The sequence below is a fragment of the Arthrobacter pascens genome (genome assembly GCF_030815585.1).
GTDB classification, from domain to species: domain Bacteria; phylum Actinomycetota; class Actinomycetes; order Actinomycetales; family Micrococcaceae; genus Arthrobacter; species Arthrobacter pascens_A.
Map to the genome: position 1 here is coordinate 1,837,240 of NZ_JAUSWY010000001.1, position 18,108 is coordinate 1,855,347.

The following is an 18,108-nucleotide window of genomic DNA, read 5'->3' on the forward strand; positions in this document are numbered from 1 at the left end:
GGCCCCGCAAATCAGGCGATGGAGGTTGATCAGACGACGGAAGAGTAGGCCACCACGCCGCGCCGGACCAGGGAGATTGCCTCAGTGCACAGCCGTGCGAGGCGAGGCTCCAGGCCCGGAATCTTGGCGAGCTGGTCGAGGAGGTCAATGACCTGCTTGACCCAGCGGACAAAGTCACCGGCCGCAAGGTCAGTACCGTTGAGGACTTCCTGGAGATGCTTCCCCCGGGCCCACTTGTACATGGGCCAGACCAGTCCCAGCTCGGGTTCGCCGGTCAGCGGAAGCTTGTTCTGTTCTTCCACGTCCTCCAGCGCCGACCACTCCCGGATCACCAGATCCACTGACGACTCCAGCGAAATGCTGGGCATCCTGGGCCGGAGCCCCCTGTCCTCGCGTTTGGCCTGGTACACCAGGACACTCGCCAAAGCGGCCACTTCGACGGCGTCCAGGTCGTCGAACGCGCCCAGCCGGAGCGACTGCGAAATCAGCAGGTCCTTCTCACCGTAGATGCGCCGCAGCCGCTGCCCGTCGGAGCTGATGGTCAGCCGCCCGTCGCCCGCGGCTTCCAGATAGCCGTAGGCGGACAGGACATCACAGACGCGGTCGAACGTCTTGGCGATGGTGTTGGTCCTCCCCTGGATCTGGCGGACCAGGGCATCGGTCTCCCGCCGCAGCTTCCACCAGCGCTCCGACCACCGTGCATGGTCTTCACGCTCGCTGCAGCCGTGGCAGGGGTGGGCGCGCAGCGCCCGGCGCAGTTCGGCGATCCGCTTTTCCTGGTTGGGCAGGGCTGTTGCCAGGCCAAAGTCGTTGTTGCGGCTGCTGGTCGGGGCGGGTGGACGGTTCTCCCGGAGCGCATTTCTTGCCGACGACGCAAGGTCCCGGCGGGACTTCGGGACCTTTGCGTTGAAGGATTTCGGAATCCGGATGCGCGTCATGGGCGCAATGGGCCCTTCCAGGTCGTCCGTACCGATCCTGCGGAGCTGGTTGTCCAGTGTCAGCACGGCCGGGCGCGGCTCACGGCTGCTGTGGTCTGAGCTGAGAACGATGGCGGGCCCAGGGGCCCGGCCGCCGGGCACATCAACCACATCGCCGGGCAGCAATCGTGCCAGGGAATCGTCGCTGAGGGACTTCCGTGCCCGGGATTTGGTGCGCGAGGTGACATTCTCGGCGTCGGAAAGCTCCCGCCGCAACCGGGCATACTCCGTGAAGTCCCCAAGGTGGCATGTCATGGACTTCGCAAAGCCCGCAAGGGATTCCTCCCTGCTGCGGACCTGCCTGGCGAGGCCAACTACTGAACGGTCCGCCTGGAACTGTGCGAAAGACGATTCAAGGATCTCCCGGGCACGGGTTCGGCCGAACTGCGCCAACAGGTTGATGCTCATGTTGTACGTCGGCCTGAAACTCGAGTTCAACGGATAGGTCCGCCTGGAAGCCAGGCCTGCAACCGCCGTCGGATCTGTGCCGGGCTGCCAGAGCACCACAGCATGGCCCTCCACGTCAATGCCGCGGCGGCCGGCGCGGCCGGTGAGCTGGGTGTACTCCCCTGCGGTGATGTCCACGTGGGCTTCGCCGTTGAATTTGTCCAGCTTCTCCAGGACCACGGAGCGGGCAGGCATATTGACGCCCAAGGCGAGGGTTTCGGTGGCGAAAACAGCCTTCACCAGCCCTTCGACGAAGAGTTTCTCCACTACCTCCTTGAACGTGGGCAGCATGCCGGCGTGGTGGGCGGCGAATCCGCGCAGCAGGCCGTCCCGCCACGTCCAGAAGCCAAGGACATCCAGATCATCTGAAGGGATGTCCTGCCCGGCCTCGTCAACGCGCTGGGCGATGATGCGTTGCTCCCTCTCGGTGGTCAGCCACAACCCGGAGGATACGCACTGTGCCACGGCGGCGTCGCAGCCCGCCCTGGAGAATATGAAGGTGATCGACGGCAGCAGGTCCTGCCGGTCCAGGCTGGCGATCACCTGGGGGCGGCTGGCTTTCCGTACTCCCACAGGCTGGGCGCCCTGGGTGGGCCCCCGCTCGTCGCCGCGCTGGCGGTGCTGACGGCGCTGGCTGCGTCCGCCGTGTCCGAATTGGCCGCGGAAGCTTTGCTGGCTCTCGCTCCTGGACATCGCCAGCAGGTCCGGGTTCACCTCAAACCCCGGTCGTACGGAGTCATCCTGCGCGGACGCGCCACCGATCACAGCCAGGCCAGGGGTTCCGTCTTCGCCGTCCGCTGGCGGAGCGATTTCATCGAAGGTAGTTTCGCCGGCAAAGAGGTCCACGATTTCCTTGCCCACCATGACGTGCTGCCACAGTGGCACCGGCCGGTGTTCGGACACGATGATGTCCGTGTCGCCGCGCACGGTGTCCAGCCAGGCACCGAACTCCTCCGCGTTGGACACAGTGGCACTCAGGGAGGCGACCTGGACCTCGCTGGGGAGGTGGATGATGACTTCCTCCCAGACCGCGCCGCGGAAGCGGTCCGCGAGGTAGTGGACCTCGTCCATCACCACAAAGCCCAGGTCATCCAACGTGTCCGAATCCGCATAGAGCATGTTCCGAAGGACCTCGGTGGTCATCACTACTACCGGGGCATCTCCGTTGATGCTGGTATCACCGGTCAGGAGTCCCACATTTTCGGGCCCGTACTTCTCGGCGAGCTCAGCAAATTTCTGGTTGCTCAGCGCCTTGATAGGGGTGGTGTAAAAGGCCTTGAGATTTCGCTCCAGGGCGAGGTAGATGGCGAACTCGCCTACGATTGTCTTTCCGGCGCCCGTGGGGGCCGCGACCAACACCCCCCTGCCTTCCTGGAGGGAAAGGCAGGCCTGGCGCTGGAAATCGTCAAGCTCAAATTCGAGGGTGCGGATAAAGCCGCCCAGGTAGCTGCTGGCCTCGGCCGTGCGCTCGGCGCTGGCCAGGTAACGTTCAGAAGGCGACTGTGGTTCTGGATCGGTTGGCCCGGTAGAAAATGGCCCCGAAGCGAGCGGCCCGGAAATAGAGGACATGCCTCCAGCCTAGTGCGCCGCGGGCTAGAGGTTCTTCAGTTCGCTGCCCGGCGTCGCGACGTCGGCGGTGGCTTCAGTCTCGGCAGCGCGCTTGGCTGCCCGGCGTTCGCGCCTTTTGTCATTCATGAGGCAGAGCACGACGGCCAGGAAAAAGAGCGCCAACATGGGTCCGGCCAGATAGAACATGCTCATTGCATCGGCGCCCGGCGCTGCCATAGCAGCAAAAAGACACACCAGAAATACCGTGATCCGCCAGCTCTTGACGAGTTGTGCGCCCTTCAGTATTCCCGCCACGTTGAGGCCGAAAAGGACAACTGGCAAAAGGAACGCAATGCCGAATGCAAGCATTAGTCGCGTTACAAACGAGAGATAGACCTGGGCGGTGATGAAGTTGGACGCTCCGGCCGGTGTGAAATCCGTGAGCACACGGACTGCGTTTGGCAGAACCATCCACGCCAGAAAGACGCCTCCGACAAAGAGCGGTACTGCCGCTGCCACGAAGGACAGCGCCATACGCCGTTCCTTCTTGTGAAGTCCGGGCACTATGAAGGCCCATAGTTGGTAGAGCCAAACCGGGCTGGCCAGTATCAGACCCATGAATACGGAGATCTGGATCATCAGGTCAAAGGAACTTGCGACGCCATCAAAGTTGAGGCTTGCGAGTCTGCCCTCTTTTTGATTGAGGTCCGTAATTGGTTTGATCAAAGCAGCCAACATTGGCTGATACAGGATAAATCCAACGACGGTTCCCAGGATCACGCCAATGGCTGACTTGAACAGCCGGTTCCTGAGTTCCTTGAGGTGATCCATCAGGGCCATCCGGCCCTCTGGATTGTCTTGCCGGCCCATCTTTACGGCCACTGAGGGTTAGGCACGATTCGGCGGCGGAACGTCAGTACCGTCGGTAGGCTCGCCGGGTTTGGCCTGCGGGTGGTTGACAACCTTGCCCTCGACAGCGCTGTCGCCGTCCTTGGCTTCTGGTGCTCCGTCCTTCTTCATCTCGCGGACTTCAGACTTGAAGATACGCATGGATTGCCCAAGGCTTCTAGCCATTCCTGGAAGTTTTGGCGCAGCAAAGAGCACCAACGCCAAGACAATAATGATAATCAGATGCCAGCCTTCAAGCCTCATGTCAGGAGGTCCTTTCTATTGTTTACATCCTACGTCTAAGTGAAGTCCAGATCGGCAAGCGACTGTGGCTGGCCACGGTCCGTCTTGCGCTGCACACGCCTGGTGCGTCGCAGTTCCCGGCGGGATGACTTGGATGCGTGGTAATCATGTCGCATCCGGGCGGGTGAGGCAAAAACCGCCGAGCCAGGCTGCTGCGCCCGCGTACCGGCGGTGTCCGGAGGTGCAGGCAAAAACGGTCCCGAATGCCCCAGCTTCTCGCCGGCGGCACCCAGGTCCTTGACCGTTGCCATGAACTGGCGGTACAGCCGTATGCCCAAAAGGACATAAAACAGGAGGGAGACAGCAACAAGCGCTATCCAGATCAGGATCCAAGACCACCAAGGCATGCTGAGAAGTCTAGCCGCCGTACCGGGCCAATGCGGCTTCGATCCATTCGAGTGCAGATTCCGACAGCTTGGCGGGCTTGAGGATGCGCGCCGAACCACCGTGCTGTGCGACGAACATGGGCAGCCAGGCTGTGCTGCCAAACCGGATCTCGGCCACAAGCCCGCCGTCCGGAAGGGCCGCGGTGCGTTCGGCGTAATAATCGTCCGCCAAGCCTGCACCCTGCCTGGTGAGCTGGACCGTTACGGTGGTGTCGTCGTCGTTCGGAGTGAACAGCTTGGCCGGAAATCCTTCCTCCGGCCCAATCTGCGTGGAGGCCTGCTTCCCGTTGGGGCGCAGCTCCTGGACCCGGTCGAGCCGGAAGTTCCTCAACCCCTGGGCGGAGTGGCAGTAGGCCTCGAAGTACCACGTGTTGTCCAGCGAGTACAGGCGCAGCGGGTCCACCTCGCGTTCGGAAACCTGGTCGCGCTGGGAAGACAGGTACACCAGATGCAGCTGGGACCGGGAACCGATCGCCTGGCGGACAACGTCCAGCGTGGCGGAATCCGCGGGGCCCACCTCCGGTCCGGCGAGGGATCCGGCCCGCAGTCCCTCCTCGCCGGCTGCTGCCATGAGCTTCAGCGTCACAGACTCCAGGGCGCCGCCTTCGGCGAGTTCCGGCAGCCCGTTCAGTGTCTCCAGTCCCGTGAGGAGCGCACAGGCCTCATCCACCGTAAAGCGGACCGGCCTGTTCAGGTCCAGATCCTGGGTGATGTAGACGTGGTCGTCCTCCCACTGGATATCGAGGAGGTCGTCCGGGTATCCCTCAGGCAGGCCGGAACAGATGAGGATCCGCAAGTCGTCCTCCAGCTCGTTGCGGGTGACGCCGAAGCGCTCTGCAACCTCCTGGATGTGCAGCCCCTGGTTGTGGACCAGAAACGGCACCAGCTGGAGCATTCGCTTGAGTTGGTCTTCAGACGTGCCCTTGCGGACGGACCTGCCGCGCGTGGCATCCGCAAATTCGAACGCCGGTACCGGGGCTGCGCAGAAGTCGGCGGCGGCACGCAACCTTCGCCGCACTGCCGTCACCAGCTCGTGGGGCGCAACTGCCGTGGCATCGGGGCCGTAGGAGGCCAGCTCCTCGGCAAGCACCTCCGCGTCCCTGAAGTGAAGCTGCAGCCGCTCGTAGCCGGCGTCGGGCTCCTCCGTGTCCCCGCCGTCGCCGGCGAGAGCCCGCCGGCGCAGCCCCAGGAGACGCCCTTCCCTGACGTCCACGACGGCGGTCCGCAGCGGGAGTTCCGGAAGCCTGGCGAGCTCGTCGCGGATATTGAAGTTCTTTGGCGGCGAGTACTTCTCCTTGTCCAGCACGGTGACGGCGCTGGTGAGCCGGGACAGGCGGAAGTGCCTCGGGGCCTTGCGGGAACGGTCATAGCCGGCGAGGTACCACTGGCCAAACCTGCTTCCCAGCCCCCAGGGTTCCAGCGTCCGCTGCTCCTCGTTCCCGGTGCTGCCTGCCAGATACGTGAAGCTGACAGGGTGCTGGGCATGCATCGCGGCCACGAGGTCATCGAAAGCCTGGCCAGCGGGTTTGATCCTGGGCTGTACGCCAACGGGCAGTTCAACGTCTGCCAACCGGCCGGAAGCCTGAAGCTTCCGCAGCGCATTCTCGGCGGCGGTGCCCAACGCAGCGCGTTCCCACAGCTGCGAGGCAAGGAGAAGGACGGTCCACTCCCCCGGGCTGAGCTGGACATCCGGCAGCCGGTTCGACTCCTTGCCGATCCGGTAGCGGGTGGTGGCGGGGTCGTCCTCGCTCCAGCCCAGGTCCGTGGCGGTCTCCACATCGAAACCGAACTGCCGGAGGTCGTTCTTGTCCCGCTCAAACATCCTGCCGAAGGCAACGTCGTTGCCGGACGTGTCGTGATAGACCTTTTCCCGCAGCTCGCTGCGGCGCAGGCCGTATTTGGTGTTCAGGAGTGCGATCAGCAGATTGAGCAGGCGTTCTGTACGGGATGCGGACACTCTGGCAACGTTACTAAAATCCGTTCCGGAAAGCAGAAAGCGCGGCAACAACAGGAAAACGGATCCTGATTGTTACCGCGCCTTCCGGCCCTGTGGAGCTCCGGTCAGCGGACGCCCACGAGGTCGACCACAAAGATCAGGGCTTCGTTGGGCCCGATGGCTCCACCGGCGCCGCGGGAGCCATAGGCAAGCTCAGACGGGATCTCAAGGCGGCGGCGTCCCCCGACTTTCATGCCCAGCAGGCCCTGGTCCCAGCCCTGGATGACCTGGCCGACGCCTACGCGGAAGTCCAGCGGGGCACCGCGGCCCCAGGAAGCGTCGAACTCTTCGCCGGTGGACCAGGCGACGCCCACGTAGTGGGTGGAGACGGTGTCTCCGGCCTTGGCCTCGGCGCCGTCACCCTCGATCAGGTCGGTGATGACCAGTTCGGTGGGGACCTCGCCTTCAGGGAAGTCAATTTCCGGCTTCTGGCGGTCGAAATTGCGCTGACCAAATGACATGGTTGCTCCTTTGATGGTTGGCGGGTGATGTATTAAGGCTGTCCGGCTACTTGACGCCGAGGATGTCCACAACGAAGACGAGGTCACCCTGAGGGCCCTGGGCGGGGTCAGGGTTGCCCAAGGCGGCGGGAATGACCAGCAGGACGCGCGATCCAACCGTCTTCCCGGCCAGGCCCTGCTCCCAGCCCTTGTAGACCCCGTTCAGCGGAAAGGTCTGTGTCTGGCCCTTATCGTAGCTGGAGTCGAAAACCTTGCCATCGGAGTGCGTCACGCCGACGTAATTGACTACCACCGAGTCCGTGGCCTTGACCTCCGGGCCCTTGCCCTTGATCAGGTCCTGTGCAATAAGGTCGGTCGGCGCCGGGGAGCCATCAATGGAAATCTCGGGGATTCCCTTGTCAGATTCCTTGACAGTGGGGAGGCCGGCAGGCGGAGTGACAGTGTCGCCCTCGGGCTTTTCGAGCGGCGGGGTGACGTCCTCCGCGGAGAGCACCTTGATCACGAGAAGCTGTGTGGGCTGGGCTGGGGCACCTTCAGCGGCTGCCTGGCCGGGGATGGCAAGGGCCAGGCTGGAACCGACTTTGGCACCCACAAACGCGTTGTAGATGACGGCGCTTCCGGTTTTGAGTTCATCGTTGAGTTCGAGCGGCTCGGGCTCCCCGGCGAACGTGTCCTCCAGGGTGGAGCCGTCGGTCCCATTAAGGGCCAGGATCGAGATGTTCGCAACCTGGTTGGCCTTGACCGGATCGCCGCTGCCCTCGTTGACGACCTTGACAGTGGGCTCAGTGACTTCCAGGGGTTTGGTGAAATCAACGCCCGGAGCCTTTTTGTCCCCGTTGTCCGTCAGTTTGAGGGAGTCGAACTTGGCAGTATCGCCAGCGGACTGGCTGGTTGGTTCCGGTGCCGGGGGTGTCCCGCCACAGGCGGTAAGCAGCAGCAGACCGGGGATAAGGATTGCTAGGAGTCGGCGCACGTAAGAGAACTTTCGTCGGGGCAAGATGGATGCGGTGCCGGCATTCCTGCGCTCGGCACCGCCGCAGGGCCAAAGAACGGCCCTATCCAGAATAGCCCCTGAAGCTGGGTGTCAGCCCATAGAGTCCAATAGCGCATCAACACGGTCGTCCACGCTCCGGAACGGATCCTTGCACAGGATGGTCTGGTGCGCCCGGTCATTCAGCTTCAGGTGCACCCAGTCCACGGTGTAGTCCCTGCCCAGTTCCTGCGCACGCCGGACGAAGTCGCCGCGCAGTTTTGCCCTGGTGGTTTGCGGCGGTGCATCCACTGCATCCTTGACCACTGTGTCATCCACCACCCGGCGCACGGCATCCCTGGACTGAAGCAGGTAATACAGTCCGCGGGTCCGTGAAATGTCGTGGTACGTGAGGTCCAACTGCGCGATCCGTGGTGCGTCAAGGCCCAGGCCATGCCGTTGCCGGTAGTTGTCCATCAGCTTCTTTTTGATGGCCCAGTCGATTTCCGTGTCAATGGTGCTGGTGTCGCCGCTTTCGATGGCATTCAGGGTCCTGCCCCAGAGGTCAAGGATCAGCGGCACATGCGGGTTGTGGGCCCCGTGCTCCTTGACAAAGGCGGTGACCTTGGTCAGGTACTCCTGCTGGATCTCCAAGGCCGTCAGCTGACGGCCGTTGGCAAGCCGGACCAGTGCACGGCCGCTGAGGTCGTGGGAAATCTCGCGGATGCTGCGTATGGGGTTCTCCATCCTCATGTCACGCATGATCACCCCGGCCTCGATCATGCGGAGGATCAGGTCCACGGTTCCCACCTTCAGGAGGGCCGTGGTTTCGGACATGTTGGAATCGCCCACGATGACATGGAGCCGGCGGAAGAACTCGGCATCCGCGTGTGGCTCGTCCCTGGTGTTGATGATGGGACGGGACCTGGTGGTGGCCGACGAGACACCTTCCCAGATGTGGTCGGCACGCTGCGAAAACGCGTAGGTAGCTCCGTGCGGTGTCTTGAGGATCTTGCCTGCCCCCGCGATCAGCTGGCGGGTGACCAGGAACGGAATCAGGATTTCTGCGAGCCGGGAGAATTCGCCCCGCCGCGGGATCAGATAGTTTTCGTGGCTTCCGTAGGAGTTCCCCGCCGAATCAGTGTTGTTCTTGAACAAGTAGACGGTGCCGTTGAAGCCTTCAGCGGCCAGCCTCGACTGCGCCTCTTCCACGAGGTCGTCCAGGATGAGCTCGCCGGCCCGGTCGTGCGCGATGAGCTGTGCGAGGTCATCGCATTCCGCAGTGGCATACTCAGGATGCGATCCGACGTCCAGGTACAGGCGTGAACCGTTGGTCAGGAAGACGTTGGATGACCGTCCCCAGCTGACCACCTTCCGGAAAAGGTAGCGGGCCACTTCCTCAGGGGCCAGCGGCCGCGAATCAGGGCTTGAGTACGAAATGCCGAATTCGGTCTCGATACCGAAGATCCTCTTGTCCATGTCAGTCCTCCTCAGCAAGCAGCGCCGTGATATCGGCGTTGTTCAGTCGCCGGAACGCCCGCCGGGAGCCGCGGGAGCTCTCCGACATCCGGTCCAGGACGGCAACTTCCACGGCTTTGACGGGCAATGCCTTGGCTTTTAGGTCAGCCTCCGTGTCAGTGACCAGGCCCCGCATCGCCAGGCGGATCGCCTGGGGAAACCCCAGTGATGCACGCCAGCCGTCAGTGATGGCAGACGAGACCTTTTCGGCCTGGCCGCCCATCACGATGAAGCCATGCTCATCCGCGATTGTCCCGTCGAAAGTCAGCCGGTAGAGATGGTCCAGTTCCTGGCTGGGGCCCACCTCGGCGACGGCCAGTTCCACTTCGAACGGCTTTTGCTCTGCGGTGAACACCGCACCGAGGCTTTGGGCATATACGCTGGCCAGGCCCCGGGCCGTGACGTCCTCGCGGTCATAGGAGTACCCGCGGACGTCGGCATACCTGACTCCGGCCTGGCGGAGACTTTCGAATTCGTTGTATTTGCCGACTGCTGCGAACGCGATTTTGTCATAGATCTCGCCGATCTTGTGAAGCGACGGCGATGGGTTCTCAGCCACCAGCGCGATACCGTCCTCGCAGCTGATCACCACCACCGACCGGCCGCGTGCGATGCCTTTCCGTGCGAAGTCCGCACGGTCCTTCATCAGCTGTTCTGGGGATACGTAGAACTGCTGCTGGGTCATCTCAGGCCTCCCGCCGGGCGGAGGACCGGGCTTCGATGATGTTTCCCGCCACCGTTGCCAGTTCGGACTCGGGGACGCGGCGGGCACCGGTCCTGTTCACGGTGTACACAACCGGCCACAACTGGCGGACGGGATCCGGACCGCCGGTGGCGGAATCGTCGTCGGCAGCGTCATACAGTGATTCTACGGCGACTGAAACCGCCTCAGCCTCGGTGAGGTTGGGCCGCCACAGCTTTTTCAGGGCGCCGCGGGCAAAGACCGAACCGGACCCGACCGTATGATGCTCACGTTCTTCATATCTGCCGCCGGTGACGTCGTAAGAGAAGAGGCGGCCCACACCCGCGGTTGTGTCAAAGCCCGCAAAGAGGGGCACCACCGCCAGGCCCTGCAGCGCCATGGGCAGGTTGCCGCGGATCATGGCTCCGAGCCTGTTGGCCTTTCCGTCGAGGCTGAGCAGGGTGCCCTCAATTTTTTCGTAGTGCTCCAGCTCTACCTGGAACAGCCGGGTGAGGTCGATGGCGATGCCTGCCGTGCCCGCGATGCCAAGGACGGAGTACTGGTCTGCGGGAAATACCTTCTCAATGTGCCGGCTGGCAATCACGTTGCCCATGGTGGCCCGCCGGTCGCCGGCCATGAGCACCCCGCCGGCGTAGCTCATCGCCACGATGGTGGTGGCGTGGGGCACCTGCAGCGGGGTGGCCGGGCCTGGTCCGACCGGCAGCGCGCGGTTGTTGGGAAGCAGTTCCGGCCGGTCACGCTGCAGATGCTCGGTGAATGACGATGTCGCGTTGGCGGCTACCTGATTGGCGGTTGATTCCTGCACTGATGCACTCCTTGAACGTGGTACTTCAACGTCTGTACAGATTCCGGCCGTCCGCGGCTTCCGCCACCATCCGGAACCGGGTTACTGACCGCCTTTTTGAACGAATGCGCGGACGAATTCCTCGGCGTTGGACTCGAGGACGCCGTCGATTTCGTCGAGAAGGTCGTCCACGCCCTGTGTGGACTCCGAAGCCTGTGCTTCAGGGGGCGCGGGAGGGGCCTCCGGCACGTCCTCCTCGACCTGGCTGTCGCGCGATTGTGGCTGCTGCTGCTCCTGGCCTGCCATTGTCATCTCTCCTCTGTGAGTCGTCGGATCCGGACGGATCTTCCGATACGCCCATATTGCCACGATGTGCGCCCGCCGGCGCGGTTTACGCCGGAGGCGGAGTGCTCTTTTGTCCGAGGAGTTCCGCGAGGAAAGGACCCGCCGTCCGGTGGCGCGCAAAGAGACCGCCAGTCAGGGCTTTCGTGCCCCTCAGCGGCTCCCTGGTGGGCACCCGCTGGAGCCGGCCATATCCGGGCACGTCAAAGATGACCGAGTCCCAGCTGGCCCCCACCACGTCCTTGCCGAAGTTGCTGATGCACCGGCCACGGAAGTAAGCCCGCGTGTCCGACGGCGGTTCGGTCACCGCGGCGGCGATGTCGCCGTCGTCGACGATCCGCTGCATCCGGTTCCTCGCGAGGAACCGGTAGTACAGCCCCTTCTCCGGCCTGATGTCCGCCCACTGGAGGTCCACCAGGCCCAGCCTCGCCTCACCCCAGGCCAGGCCGTCCCGTTCCCGGTACCCGTCAAGAAGGGAAAGCTTGGCGAGCCACTCCACGGACGACGCCGCTGCCGCCTTGTTCGAGTCCAGCTGGGTGAGGGTTGTGGCCCAGCGTTCCAGCACCTCATGCGTGTGGCCGTCCCCGTCGACGGCGTCCGCGACTCCGGTGTCCTGGGCAAGTTTTGCCGCGGCCTCATGGTACATCCACTGCAGGTCCAGGGCTGTGACCCGACGGCCGTCGAGCAGCCTGAGCTTGGCAGTAAGGGAAGTATCATGGCTGACCGTCTGCAGGGCGGAGACCGGCTCGTGCACCTCCACCTTGGGCGCGAGTCCTGCCTCGATGAGGCTGAGGACCATGGCGGTTGTACCGAACTTCAGGTAATTGGAGACCTGGCTCAGGTTGGCGTCACCGATGATCACGTGCAGCCGGCGGTACTTGTCGGCGGTGGCATGCGGTTCGTCACGGGTATTGATGATGGGCCGACGGATGGTGGTTTCCAGGCCGACTTCCGCTTCAAAGAAATCCGCGCGCTGGCTGATCTGGTAACCGGGAATTGAGCTGTCCTGGCCGAGGCCGACCCTGCCGGCGCCGCACATGATCTGCCGGGTGACGAAGAAAGGAGTCAGCCCCCGCACGATTTCACCAAAAGGGACGGAGCGCGGCATGAGGTAGTTCTCGTGGGAGCCGTAGGAAACGGATTTGTTGTCCGTGTTGTTCTTGTAGAGGTTCACCGCGGGCAGCTCGGGGTCCGCGGCCAACCTCCGCACAGTGGCCAGCGCCACGAGATCTCCCGCAGCATCCCAGGTCACGGCGTCCCTGGGGTTGGTCACCTCAGGGCTCGAATATTCGGGGTGGGCGTGGTCCACGTAGAGACGGGCACCGTTCCCCAGGACCATGTTCATCAACAGTGTGCCTGACTCATCCTGGCCGTCCAGTTCCAGTTCCTCGCGTCCGTAAGCCAGTGCCACCGCTTCAGCGTCGAGAACAGGCGGCTGGTCCGTCAGCTGGCTGGGGTGCGCCGCTCCCCGTTCCAAGGTCCAGCCCCGTGCATCGTGCAGCGGTTCCTCATCGGTGTAGTCCCACCGCGTCTCCGCGCCGCCGGCCGCTCGCTGGCGCGTCACCTGGGCGTACGCCTGGACAACCCGGGCAGACATCATGGTGGCGTTCGCACCAGGCGCCGTCGGGGCGTGGATGCCATATTCAGTCTCTGCCCCCATAACACGCATGGCCCCGCCGACGGGGAGTGAGCCCCCGACGACGGGTTCCGGTGCAGCCGTCACAGGTACTGCCCCGTGTTCGGCATCGTTTCGATGGACTTCCCGGGCTCCTGGCCGGCCTTGCCCTGGACGATGGTCCGGATGTAGGTGATCCGCTCGCCCTTCTTGCCGGAGATGCGGGCCCAGTCATCCGGGTTTGTGGTGTTCGGCATATCCTCGTGTTCGCGGAATTCGTCCACGACGGCGCGGAGCAGGTGCTCGATCCGCAGGCCCTTCTGATGCAGGGTCAGGAGGTCCTTGATGGCGTACTTCTTGGCCCGGTCCACAACGTTCTGCACCACGGCTCCGGAGTTGAAGTCCTTGAAGTAGAGCATCTCCGTGTCGCCGTTGGCGTACGTGACTTCCAGATACTCGTTGGACTTCTCGGTGGAGTACATGGCCTCCACCGTGCGCTGGACCATGGCATCCACCGTGGCCTGGACATCTCCTTCATGCTCAGCGAGGTCAGACTCGTGGAACGGCAGGTCCGTGGTGATGTACTTGTTAAAGATATCCGCCGCTGCCTCGGCATCCGGGCGCTGGATCTTGACTTTGACATCCAGTCGGCCCGGGCGGAGGATCGCGGGATCAATCATGTCCTCGCGGTTGGACGCACCGATCACAATCACGTTGTCCAGCCTCTCCACGCCGTCGATCTCGCTTAGCAGCTGGGGCACGATGGTGGTTTCGACGTCGGAGGAAATGCCCGTTCCGCGGGTACGGAAAAGTGAGTCCATTTCGTCGAAAAACACCACTACGGGGCTGCCGTCCGAGGCCTTCTCCCGTGCGCGGGAGAAGATCAGCCGGATGTGGCGTTCTGTCTCGCCGACATACTTGTCCAGCAGTTCAGGTCCCTTGATGTTCAGGAAGTAGCTCTTAAGGTCGACATTGCCCGTCCGTTCCGCCGCACGGGCCGCCAGTGAGTTGGCCACCGCCTTGGCGATCAGGGTCTTACCGCAGCCGGGCGGGCCGTACAGCAGGATGCCCTTGGGTGCCTTGAGGCCGTGCTCACGGTAAAGATCCGGATGCAGGAACGGCAGTTCAACGGCATCGCGGATCTGTTCGATCTGCGGTCCGAGGCCGCCGATGTCCTCATAGGTGATATCAGGGACTTCCTCGAGGACCAGGTTCTCCACCTCGGACCGGGGAACCTTCTCCAAGGCATAGCCTGTGCGCGAGTCGATGGACAGGGCGTCCCCCACCCTGAGTTTCTCGGTGAGAAGGGCTCCGGAGAGCCGGATCACGCGCTCTTCGTCGGCGCGTCCCACCACCAGCGCACGGTCGGGCCCGAGCATTTCCTTGAGCGTGGCGAGCTCGCCTGCACGCTCATACCCGAGTCCGGCAACAACCAGCAGTGCCTCGTTCAGCAGTACTTCCTGGCCCACGGCCAACTGGTTCATGTTGACCAGGGGGCTGATCCCCACGCGCATTTTCCGGCCAGCGTTGAAGATGTCCACGGACTCTTCTGTGGCCGCCTGCCCGCTGCTGCCGGGTGACGGCTGGCGCTTCGGATTGAGCTGCAGCACCGTTCCGAAGCTGTAGGGCGGCTGCCCCTCCTGGTCCAGCGCGTTCTTCAGCCGAAGGATCTCGGCTTTCGCGGTTTCCAGCATGCTGACCAGCTTGGCGTTGTTCTGCGTTGCGGCTGCCAGTTGGCGGTCAATGTGCCTGAGCTTGTCCCGGAGTATGTTTACCTGCCGGTCCGCAATGGACAGATCGTTGGCGGCAGACTGCTCTGCCGGTGTGCGTCCGGAGTCCTGGTTCGGCGTCTCCATGATGCATCAGCCCCTTCCTGCGCTTCTCTTAAGACCTTAGCCCCAAGTTGGCAGGTAGCGCTGAAGACTCCCGAAATATGGACTAGTTCGTGATCTCCGGCTCATCCTTGACGTTGGTGCCGGCAATGGCGTCCCGTGCAGCGCGCCGGAGTTTCTTGTCCGAAACCAGCCGCTCGCCGACTGCGCCGGGCGTCCAGGCGTTGACGTCTTCTTCGTTGAAACCGGTTTTCGAAGGGCGCCGTTTGACCGAGATGCCGGTGACGCCGTCGGCCAGGCGGCGGGTGACCAGCAGGAAACCTGTGTGCGCCACCATACGGTGATCCGGGCGGACGGCCAGTCCTTCCAGGTGCCAGCCGCGAACCATGGATTCCCATGCGTCGGGCTCCGTGAACCGGCCATCGGCGCGGATGGCCTCAGCGGTGCGGGAAAGCTGGGTGACGGTGGCTACGTAGTTGATCCAGACGCCGCCGGGCGCCAGGACCGTGGCGACGGCATCGAGGCACTCCCACGGGGCGAGCATGTCCAGCACCACGCGGTCAACCGATCCGGGCGCCTCGCTGCGCACGACTTCGTCCTGGAAATCTCCCAAGGTGATTCTCCAGGCCGGGTGATGGCCGCCAAAGATCGTCTCCACGTTGCCGCGGGCGATGTCCGCGAATTCCTCGCGGCGTTCAAAGGAGTGCAGGTAGCCGTTGTCGCCGACGGCGCGGAGCAACGAGATGGACAGCGCTCCCGAGCCCACGCCGGCCTCGACCACCCTGGCTCCGGGGAAGATGTCCGCCATGGTGACAATCTGGCCGGCGTCCTTCGGATAGACAACGGCAGCGCCACGGGGCATGGACAGGACAAAATCGGAGAGCAGTGGACGCAGGGTCTGGTACTGCTGGCCAACGTTGTTCACTACAACGGAGCCGTCAACCTTGCCGATAATCTCGTCGTGGTTCAGGAAACCGCGGTGCGTGTGGAAGGCGCCGCCGACCTCCAGCGTGATGGTGTTCATGCGGCCGCGTTCGTCGGTCAACTGGACACGCTCCCCCTCGCGGAAGGGTCCCCGGCGCCGGGCAGCCCCCACCGGCTGCAACCCGCTGGCGGCAACACCGGCTTGGGTTGCTGCTGTGGCTTCGTTGGCGGCAGTTTCGCTGCTCATGATTTTCCTCGCTCCTGTAAAACTGTGGGGCCGCGCACTGGAAAGTCAGTCCGGTCTGGCACAAAGGGGCCTCTTCGGCAACCGTGCGGCGGCAATGCACGACCGGCAGGTAACTCTACCGGTTTTGGTCCTGCGGATGCCCATTGGACCGGGCACCCTTGCCGGTGATGGCCGCCAGCACCGCCTTTTGCCCCAGCAGGCCCGTCACTGTCCCACGATGGTCCACCACGGCATATTCCTGGCCTTCCAGCTGGGCGAGGTACTGGATAAGCTCCTGCCCTTTGGACCACTCAGGCACGTAGGCGCCGGCGCCCAGCGCATAGGACACGGCCGTTGCGGGCGTGGACCCGGCTGCGGCCGCGGGAACCTCCGAGACAACAGCGGCGTCCACCACGCCTTGCGGGCGTCCTTCCGCCCCGCACACAACGACCGCCGGTGTTCCTGCCGGTGACAGTCGCAGAATGTCCGCCACCGTTGCGGTGGCCGGAACCCCGACGGCGGGCACTGCCAGTGCGGCAGCGCTAACCAGGTGAAGCCTTCCGCGCAGCGTTCCTTGCTGGATGGCGGCTGACGCCCCCATCCAGAGGAATCCGCAGACGAGGACGGTGATCATCAGAATGCTCAAGTCCGGCCGATCGCCGACCAGCAGCGGCCGGACAACAAACCAGAAGACCAGAGCCACAACGATGATGCGTCCGGCCCAGCCACCGGCGACCGTGCCCTTGGCTTGGCTGCCGGTGGCCTTCCAGACGGCCGACTCAACGAGCCGTCCGCCGTCCAGGGGCAGCCCGGGAAGTACGTTGAAGATCCCGATCAGCAGGTTGGCCCACATGAAGATATTGGTGAGGATCTCCGCCACGCTGGCCATACTGGCGGAGGTGAGCACAAGCCAGGCTCCGCCGGCGAGCACGAAGTTGGCGGCAGGTCCCGCGAGTGCAACCAGGACGGACCGTCCGGGGGTTGCAGTGAAGTTCTCGAACTGTGTGTGGCCGCCCCAGAGGTTGAGGACGATCTTCTGGGTTGGCCAGCCGTAGACCTTGGCGGTCAGGGCATGTGCCAGCTCGTGGACCAGCACCGAGATCAGGAGCAGTACGGCATACGCAAAGGCCACGGTGTAGGCGGCGAAACCGAGCGCCGGGTTCCTTTCCAGGAGCGCGGGACCGTAGACGATCACCGTGAAAGCGGCGATGACGAACCATGAGTAGGCCAGGATAACCGGGATGCCTGCGATCCTGCCAAGCGGAATACCTTCACGGCGGGCGGGTGCGTGAGTCTCAGTCAACTGCAATGCTCCTCGTAGCGGGTGCCTCCGGCGTGGAGATGCCTGCAGCCCCAACGCCCCGGCGTCCAGCGATCATTTGCAGCTCGGCCACTGTGCGCCCCTTCAATGAATCCCACGTGGTGTGCCGCGGATCATCGGGAAGCGGCACAATGTGCGGGATGGCCACCGTCGCAACGCCGGAGGCAACGGCTGCGGCCACGCCTGGCGCCGAGTCCTCCAGTGCTACGCAATGATCAATGGTCAGCTCGGGGTCCGCCTGCCGCAGCAGCTCAACGGCCGTCAGGTACGCTTCCGGATGCGGCTTTCCCTGGGTGACGGTGTCCCCGGTCACGAGAAACTCGAAGTAGGGCCGGGGAAGGTTCGCGACTACTTCACGCGCCAGTGGTCCTTCGGACATGGTGACCAGTGCACAGCGGACGCCGGCATGGTGGAGGTCATCCAGAAGTTCCCGGGCGCCCGGCCGCCAGGGCACGCTCCGCCGGACCCGGCTGATCACCTCCGCGGTCAGGGAGTCGACGATCTGCCGGATCTCCAATTCCACACCCGCTTCCTGAAGGATGCCGGCGGAAAACGTCAGCGACTGCCCCACGAGCTGCATGGCCTGCTGATGGGACCAGGTTCCGCCATGGGCCTCGACGAGTGCGTGTTCAGCTGCGATCCAGTACGGCTCGGTGTCCACGATGGTGCCATCCATATCCCAAAGAACGGCTCTGAGCGGGGAAACGGCGGCTGGCGATTGCATGGTTTCAGTCTACGGTGACACCCTGAACGCCCGCTGCGCGGTACGCCCTTGGCGAATATCCGCCGTCCTCACGCCACCAGCCCGCCGCATCATTGACTTTTGGACGCTTCAATCGATGCGTCATGGAGGTTCTTGGACGTAGG

The 18,108-nt window shown here is 63.7% G+C and carries 16 protein-coding genes; all 16 read right to left on the bottom strand.

What is annotated here, in order from left to right; translation table 11 throughout:
• Positions 1 to 29 precede the first annotated feature (29 nt).
• Positions 30 to 2,993 carry a DEAD/DEAH box helicase gene (locus QFZ30_RS08605; protein WP_307075273.1) on the bottom strand — a complete coding sequence of 988 codons (2,964 nt, stop codon included), beginning with the start codon at positions 2,991 to 2,993 and terminating at the stop codon, positions 30 to 32.
• A 24-nt stretch (positions 2,994 to 3,017) separates the two neighbouring features.
• Positions 3,018 to 3,812 carry a twin-arginine translocase subunit TatC gene (gene tatC / locus QFZ30_RS08610; protein WP_307075275.1) on the bottom strand — a complete coding sequence of 265 codons (795 nt, stop codon included), beginning with the start codon at positions 3,810 to 3,812 and terminating at the stop codon, positions 3,018 to 3,020.
• Positions 3,813 to 3,860: 48 nt separating this feature from the next.
• Positions 3,861 to 4,124 carry a Sec-independent protein translocase subunit TatA gene (tatA, locus tag QFZ30_RS08615; RefSeq protein ID WP_307075277.1) on the bottom strand — a complete coding sequence of 88 codons (264 nt, stop codon included), beginning with the start codon at positions 4,122 to 4,124 and terminating at the stop codon, positions 3,861 to 3,863.
• A 35-nt stretch (positions 4,125 to 4,159) separates the two neighbouring features.
• Positions 4,160 to 4,510, bottom strand: coding sequence for a hypothetical protein (locus tag QFZ30_RS08620; protein ID WP_307075279.1), 351 nt, complete (start codon positions 4,508 to 4,510; stop codon positions 4,160 to 4,162).
• Positions 4,511 to 4,520: 10 nt separating this feature from the next.
• Positions 4,521 to 6,506, bottom strand: a complete 1,986-nt coding sequence (locus QFZ30_RS08625) for a helix-turn-helix transcriptional regulator (protein WP_307075281.1) — start codon at positions 6,504 to 6,506, stop codon at positions 4,521 to 4,523.
• Between the two features lie 104 nt (positions 6,507 to 6,610).
• Positions 6,611 to 7,006: an FKBP-type peptidyl-prolyl cis-trans isomerase gene (locus QFZ30_RS08630; RefSeq protein ID WP_307075283.1), complete on the bottom strand. Its 396-nt coding sequence runs from the start codon at positions 7,004 to 7,006 to the stop codon at positions 6,611 to 6,613.
• Between the two features lie 46 nt (positions 7,007 to 7,052).
• Positions 7,053 to 7,979, bottom strand: a complete 927-nt coding sequence (locus tag QFZ30_RS08635; protein WP_307075285.1) for an FKBP-type peptidyl-prolyl cis-trans isomerase — start codon at positions 7,977 to 7,979, stop codon at positions 7,053 to 7,055.
• Positions 7,980 to 8,090: 111 nt separating this feature from the next.
• Positions 8,091 to 9,455 (bottom strand): Pup--protein ligase, encoded by a 1,365-nt coding sequence (gene pafA / locus QFZ30_RS08640; protein WP_307075287.1) that lies wholly within the window; start codon positions 9,453 to 9,455, stop codon positions 8,091 to 8,093.
• A 1-nt stretch (position 9,456) separates the two neighbouring features.
• The gene (gene prcA, locus QFZ30_RS08645) at positions 9,457 to 10,179 is read right to left on the bottom strand and encodes a proteasome subunit alpha (RefSeq protein WP_307075289.1); all 723 of its coding nucleotides are present in this window, start codon (positions 10,177 to 10,179) and stop codon (positions 9,457 to 9,459) included.
• Position 10,180: 1 nt separating this feature from the next.
• Positions 10,181 to 11,002 (bottom strand): proteasome subunit beta, encoded by an 822-nt coding sequence (gene prcB, locus QFZ30_RS08650; protein WP_307075291.1) that lies wholly within the window; start codon positions 11,000 to 11,002, stop codon positions 10,181 to 10,183.
• Between the two features lie 81 nt (positions 11,003 to 11,083).
• A complete protein-coding gene (locus QFZ30_RS08655) occupies positions 11,084 to 11,287 on the bottom strand; it encodes a ubiquitin-like protein Pup (RefSeq protein WP_307080164.1) in 204 nt (67 codons plus the stop codon).
• 85 nt (positions 11,288 to 11,372) lie between these two features.
• On the bottom strand, positions 11,373 to 12,992 hold the full coding sequence (gene dop / locus QFZ30_RS08660) for a depupylase/deamidase Dop (protein ID WP_307080166.1): 1,620 nt from the start codon (positions 12,990 to 12,992) through the stop codon (positions 11,373 to 11,375).
• 50 nt (positions 12,993 to 13,042) lie between these two features.
• On the bottom strand, positions 13,043 to 14,794 hold the full coding sequence (arc, locus tag QFZ30_RS08665) for a proteasome ATPase (protein WP_307075293.1): 1,752 nt from the start codon (positions 14,792 to 14,794) through the stop codon (positions 13,043 to 13,045).
• 82 nt (positions 14,795 to 14,876) lie between these two features.
• Positions 14,877 to 15,941, bottom strand: coding sequence for a tRNA (adenine-N1)-methyltransferase (locus QFZ30_RS08670; RefSeq protein ID WP_307075295.1), 1,065 nt, complete (start codon positions 15,939 to 15,941; stop codon positions 14,877 to 14,879).
• 115 nt (positions 15,942 to 16,056) lie between these two features.
• The gene (locus tag QFZ30_RS08675; protein ID WP_307075297.1) at positions 16,057 to 17,229 is read right to left on the bottom strand and encodes a site-2 protease family protein; all 1,173 of its coding nucleotides are present in this window, start codon (positions 17,227 to 17,229) and stop codon (positions 16,057 to 16,059) included.
• Positions 17,216 to 17,965: an HAD family hydrolase gene (locus tag QFZ30_RS08680; RefSeq protein ID WP_307075299.1), complete on the bottom strand. Its 750-nt coding sequence runs from the start codon at positions 17,963 to 17,965 to the stop codon at positions 17,216 to 17,218. The genes QFZ30_RS08675 and QFZ30_RS08680 overlap by 14 nt, the downstream gene beginning before the upstream one ends.
• Between the last annotated feature and the right edge of the window lie 143 nt (positions 17,966 to 18,108).

Excerpts from the sequence above, each read along its gene's own strand:
- QFZ30_RS08605 (WP_307075273.1), bottom strand. The coding sequence starts at position 2,993 with ATGTCCTCTATTTCCGGGCCGCTCGCTTCGGGGCCATTTTCTACCGGG.
- tatC (WP_307075275.1), bottom strand. The coding sequence starts at position 3,812 with ATGGCCCTGATGGATCACCTCAAGGAACTCAGGAACCGGCTGTTCAAG.
- tatA (WP_307075277.1), bottom strand. The coding sequence starts at position 4,124 with ATGAGGCTTGAAGGCTGGCATCTGATTATCATTATTGTCTTGGCGTTG.
- QFZ30_RS08620 (WP_307075279.1), bottom strand. The coding sequence starts at position 4,510 with ATGCCTTGGTGGTCTTGGATCCTGATCTGGATAGCGCTTGTTGCTGTC.
- QFZ30_RS08630 (WP_307075283.1), bottom strand. The coding sequence starts at position 7,006 with ATGTCATTTGGTCAGCGCAATTTCGACCGCCAGAAGCCGGAAATTGAC.
- pafA (WP_307075287.1), bottom strand. The coding sequence starts at position 9,455 with ATGGACAAGAGGATCTTCGGTATCGAGACCGAATTCGGCATTTCGTAC.
- prcA (WP_307075289.1), bottom strand. The coding sequence starts at position 10,179 with ATGACCCAGCAGCAGTTCTACGTATCCCCAGAACAGCTGATGAAGGAC.
- QFZ30_RS08655 (WP_307080164.1), bottom strand. The coding sequence starts at position 11,287 with ATGGCAGGCCAGGAGCAGCAGCAGCCACAATCGCGCGACAGCCAGGTC.
- dop (WP_307080166.1), bottom strand. The coding sequence starts at position 12,992 with ATGCGTGTTATGGGGGCAGAGACTGAATATGGCATCCACGCCCCGACG.
- arc (WP_307075293.1), bottom strand. The coding sequence starts at position 14,794 with ATGGAGACGCCGAACCAGGACTCCGGACGCACACCGGCAGAGCAGTCT.
- QFZ30_RS08670 (WP_307075295.1), bottom strand. The coding sequence starts at position 15,941 with ATGAGCAGCGAAACTGCCGCCAACGAAGCCACAGCAGCAACCCAAGCC.
- QFZ30_RS08680 (WP_307075299.1), bottom strand. The coding sequence starts at position 17,965 with ATGCAATCGCCAGCCGCCGTTTCCCCGCTCAGAGCCGTTCTTTGGGAT.